Annotated in this window: 3 protein-coding genes and 2 pseudogenes; all 5 read left to right on the top strand. The window is 46.9% G+C overall.

Annotated features, from left to right (window positions below; translation table 11 throughout):
- Positions 1-155: 155 nt before the first annotated feature.
- Positions 156-467, top strand: a complete 312-nt coding sequence (locus tag VU18_RS08055) for a PTS sugar transporter subunit IIB (RefSeq protein ID WP_011231349.1) — start codon at positions 156-158, stop codon at positions 465-467.
- Between the two features lies 1 nt (position 468).
- Positions 469-801 (top strand): PTS lactose/cellobiose transporter subunit IIA, encoded by a 333-nt coding sequence (locus VU18_RS08050; protein ID WP_020279317.1) that lies wholly within the window; start codon positions 469-471, stop codon positions 799-801.
- A 15-nt stretch (positions 802-816) separates the two neighbouring features.
- A pseudogene (gene celB, locus VU18_RS08045) lies at positions 817-2116 on the top strand (PTS cellobiose transporter subunit IIC); the annotation flags it as partial.
- A 46-nt stretch (positions 2117-2162) separates the two neighbouring features.
- Positions 2163-3575, top strand: coding sequence for a glycoside hydrolase family 1 protein (locus VU18_RS08040; RefSeq protein WP_021321474.1), 1413 nt, complete (start codon positions 2163-2165; stop codon positions 3573-3575).
- Between the two features lie 158 nt (positions 3576-3733).
- Positions 3734-4426, top strand: a pseudogene (locus VU18_RS08035) (GntR family transcriptional regulator); the annotation flags it as partial.
- Positions 4427-4563 lie beyond the last annotated feature (137 nt).

Raw genomic sequence — 4563 nt, 5'->3', positions numbered from 1 at the left:
TCACCCTCTCCTACTCGATTTGCAGGATTAAAAGGTTGATTTTAAAAATATTAATCTTTTTTATTAAATGACTAGACAAATAAAAATAAATGTATATAATTTAAATTGAAAACGATATCATTTATTTTACTCAATGAAAAGAGGAGGAATGAATCATGAAACGGATTTTATTGGCGTGCAGTTCTGGCATGTCGACAAGCTTGCTAGTGACGAAAATGCAGGAGTATGCAAAATCCGTCGGTGAGGAGGCAGAGATTTGGGCGGTCGGCCAAGATCAGGCGAAAAAAGAGATGGCCCAAGCCGATGTCATTCTTATTGGCCCACAAATGAGCTTTTTGAAAGAGGAATTGCAAAAAGAAGCGCAAAAATACGGCATTCCAGTCGATGTCATTGACATGGTGGCTTATGGGATGGCGGATGGCAAAAAAGTGTATGAGCAGGCATTGAAATTGATGGGGGACAAGTAAGATGGAAAAAATCGATGTCAATCAACTCACCAATGAACAAGTCGCTTTCCAGTTGATTTTGCATAGCGGCAATGCCCGCAGCAAAATCGTCCAAGCCATCCGTGAATACCGGAACGGACAGGTCGGAGAAGCGGAGCGGCTGATTCAAGAAGCAGAGCAAGACTTAAGCATCGCCCATGATGTTCATTTTCAGCTCATTCAAAAAGAAGCGGGTGGAGAAGAAACAAATCTTACGTTGCTTCTTATGCATGCGGAAGACCATGTCATGTCAACGCTGGCAATGAAAGAAATTGTAAAAGAAATGCTTGCGCTGTTGAAGGAACGAAACGTGTAAAGGGAGGATGGCGACATGAACCAAGCATTATTCGAAAAACTAAGCAAAGTTCTCGTTCCGATCGCAGGAAAGTTGAACAATAGCCGTTATTTGCAAGTGTTGCGCGATGCGTTTATGTTAGCATTTCCGCTGACGATTTTCGGTTCGATCGCGGTCGTCATCGCCAACTTGCCGTTTTTGGACAAGGTGATGAGTGAAAACAGCCTCAATACATTCAAGGGGATGCTCGGCGTTGCTCCAAATGCAACGATGGGCGTGATGACGATTTTTGTTGTATTCGGCATTGGTTACTATTTATCGAAAAGTTATGAAGTCGAAGGGGTTTTTGGCGGTGCGATCGCGTTAGCTTCTTTTCTCTTGTTGACGCCATTCGTTTTGCAGGTTGAGGGGAAAGAGGCTGTGCAAGGAGTCATCCCGCTCGACCGCCTAGGAGCGAAAGGGATGTTTCTTGGCATGATTACCGCATTTACTGCTGGTGAAATTTACCGGAAGGTTGTGCAAAAAAATATTACAATCAAAATGCCGGCCGGGGTGCCGCCGGCGGTTGCGAAGTCGTTTGCGGCGTTGATTCCGGCGGTGGTCACCCTGACCTTCTTCCTCGTCGTTAATATCATTGTAACACAAATTTTTAAGACAAACATGCATGATGTCATTTACAATGCAGTGCAAGCACCGCTTGTCGGGCTGGGAAGCGGCATTATTCCAACGCTGATCGCGATTTTTGTCACGCAAATTTTGTGGTTTTTCGGATTGCATGGGCAAATCATCATTAACTCGGTGATGGATCCGATTTGGAACACACTGTCGCTCGAAAACTTAAATGCGTATACAAAAACGGGGGAAGTTCCGCATGTCGTCAGCAAACAGTTTATTGAAATTTACACGGTCGGCATGGGCGGAACGGGAATGACGCTCGCTGTCATTTTCGCCATCTTGCTCTTTATGAAGAGCAAGCAAATGAAGCAGGTGGCTAAGCTCGGGCTCGGACCCGGAATCTTTAACGTCAATGAACCGATTATTTTCGGTTTGCCGGTCGTGATGAATCCGCTCGTCATCGTCCCGTGGATTTTGGCACCGATGGTCGTCACGTTGGTGACCTATTTGGCGATGTCCTCAGGCCTTGTACCGCCGCCTAACGGCGTAGCGGTGCCGTGGACGGTGCCGATTTTCATCAACGGCATTATGGCGACGAACTCGCTGGCCGGCGGATTGCTGCAAGTGGTCAATTTCCTGATTGTGCTTGTCATTTGGTTTCCATTCTTAAAGTTCATTGACCGGATGAACTTGCAAAAAGAGCGGGAAGAGGGGCAAGACGNTGCGAAAAGTGCATCATAACGATACAGCAAATGAGGTGAATCACGATGGAACAACGATCAAAGCAACCAATCACGTATCGCTTTCCTGCTGGATTTTGGTGGGGAAGTGCGACATCAGCGACGCAAATCGAAGGAGCGGCAAACGAAGGGGGGAAAGGGAAGAACATTTGGGATCATTGGTATGAGAAGGAGCCACATCGCTTTTTTAACGGTGTCGGTCCGTCAACCACATCAGATTTTTATCACCGCTACAAAGAGGATATTGCTTTGATGAAGGAGATCGGGCATAATTCATTCCGGTTTTCGATTTCGTGGTCACGCTTGATTCCAGATGGAGTCGGTGAGGTCAATCCGGAAGCCGTGCGGTTTTACAATGCAGTCATTGATGAACTATTGGCGAGTGGGATCGAGCCATTTGTGAATTTGTATCATTTTGATATGCCGTTAGCAATGCAAAATATCGGAGGTTGGGAAAGCCGCGAAGTCGTGGATGCATATACCCGCTACGCCAGCATTTGTTTTGATTTGTTCGGGGATCGGGTAAAAAAATGGTTTACCCACAATGAACCGATCGTTCCGGTGGAAGGCGGGTATTTATATGATTTTCATTACCCCAACATCGTAGACTTCCGCCGCGCTGTACAAGTGGCTTACCATACGATGATTGCTCATGCCAAAGCGGTTGCCGCCTTCCGCAGGGCGGCGATACCGGATGGAAAGATCGGCATTATTTTGAATTTAACGCCGTCTTATCCGCGCAGCCAGCACCCTGCTGATGTGAAAGCGGCGCATATTGCCGATTTGTTGTTTAACAGGAGCTTCCTAGATCCTGCGGTGAAAGGAGAATACCCGCAAGATTTGATTGAACTGTTGGATGAACATGGATTTTTGCCTGTAACGGAAGCCGGTGATCGCGAGCTGATCAAAGAAAACACGATTGATTTGCTCGGCATCAACTACTATCAACCGCGCCGCGTCAAGGCAAAAGAAAATATGCCAAATCCGGACGCCCCGTTTTTGCCTGAACGGTTTTTCGATTACTATGCCATGCCGGGGCGGAAAATGAATCCGTATCGCGGTTGGGAAATTTATGAAAAAGGTATTTATGATATTTTAATTAATATAAAAGAAAAATATGGAAACATTGAGTGCTTTATTTCTGAAAACGGGATGGGTGTTGAAGGAGAAGAACGGTTCCGTGATGAAAGCGGCATGATTCACGATGACTACCGGATTGAATTCATTCAAGAGCATTTAAAATGGGTGCATCGCGCGATTGAAGAAGGAACAAATGTTAAAGGTTACCATATTTGGACGTTTATGGACAATTGGTCGTGGACCAATGCCTATAAAAATCGGTATGGGCTCGTGGCAGTCGACTTGGAGAACGGTTTGAAACGAACCATTAAAAAAAGTGGTTATTGGTTTAAATCGTTGGCAGAAAACAACGGATTTTAAACGGAAAGCAAGGCGTCCCGGGCAGCGGGGCGCTTTTTGTCGGTTGGGAGGACGGAGCGGCAACGCAAAAGCAGTGAAGGAGAAAGCCGCATTGGCTATTGTGCAAACAGATGATTGTTCGTACAATGAAAATAGGACAATGACGAGGGATGAAAACGATGCCAAAATATGAGCAAATTTCTAACGAAATACGCAGACGAATTAAAGAGGGAGTGTATTCCCTAGACGAGCCGATTCCTGATGAAATCTCGCTCGCTGAGGAGTTTGGCTGCAGCCGGATGACCGTGAAACGGGCGCTTGATCTGCTTGTGTCCGAAGGGCTGTTGTATCGAAAGCGCGGCCATGGCACGTTTATTGTAAAATCCGCCATGCTTGATGGATTGGTGAACGTCGTCAGCAACGAAACGCTCGGCTTGACGAGTTTATTGAAAGGTCGAAAGGTGACAAGCCATATTATCACGTTTGAAGTGCTGTTTCCATCTGATGAGGTGGCTGCTCATTTGTGCATCGACGCGAACACACCGGTGTACCACTTAATCCGGCTGCGCAATGTGGATGGCGAACCGTACGTCATTGAACGGACGTATATGCCCGTCCATTTGATCCCGGGGCTCAACGAAACGGTGCTTCATGGCTCGATTTATCGTTACATCACTCACGAACTCGGCTTAACGATTGCAGGGTCGCACCGAAAGATCCGCGCGGATAAGCCGAATGAGCTTGATCGCCAGTACTTGCAGTGCGCACCCGACGATCCGGTGTTGGAATTGGAACAGGTTGGTTTTTTGAACAATGGAGAGCCCTTTGAATACTCCTTTTCCCGTCATCGGTACGACAAATTCGTATTCGTCCACCGTCAGCCACCCGCCGCTAAACGGCGCCTGCTTTCGCGATCCGGGAAGGCAGGCGCGTTTTGTTTGCCGTTCAGGGTTGTTCTTTCCGTCTTTCTTCTAGAGAGTTGGTGGTTTATTGAACGCTCTCCCACCTA

The sequence above is a fragment of the Geobacillus sp. ZGt-1 genome (assembly GCF_001026865.1).
Classification (GTDB): Bacteria; Bacillota; Bacilli; order Bacillales; family Anoxybacillaceae; genus Geobacillus; species Geobacillus thermoleovorans.
This window is presented reverse-complemented; position numbering and strand designations above follow the sequence as displayed.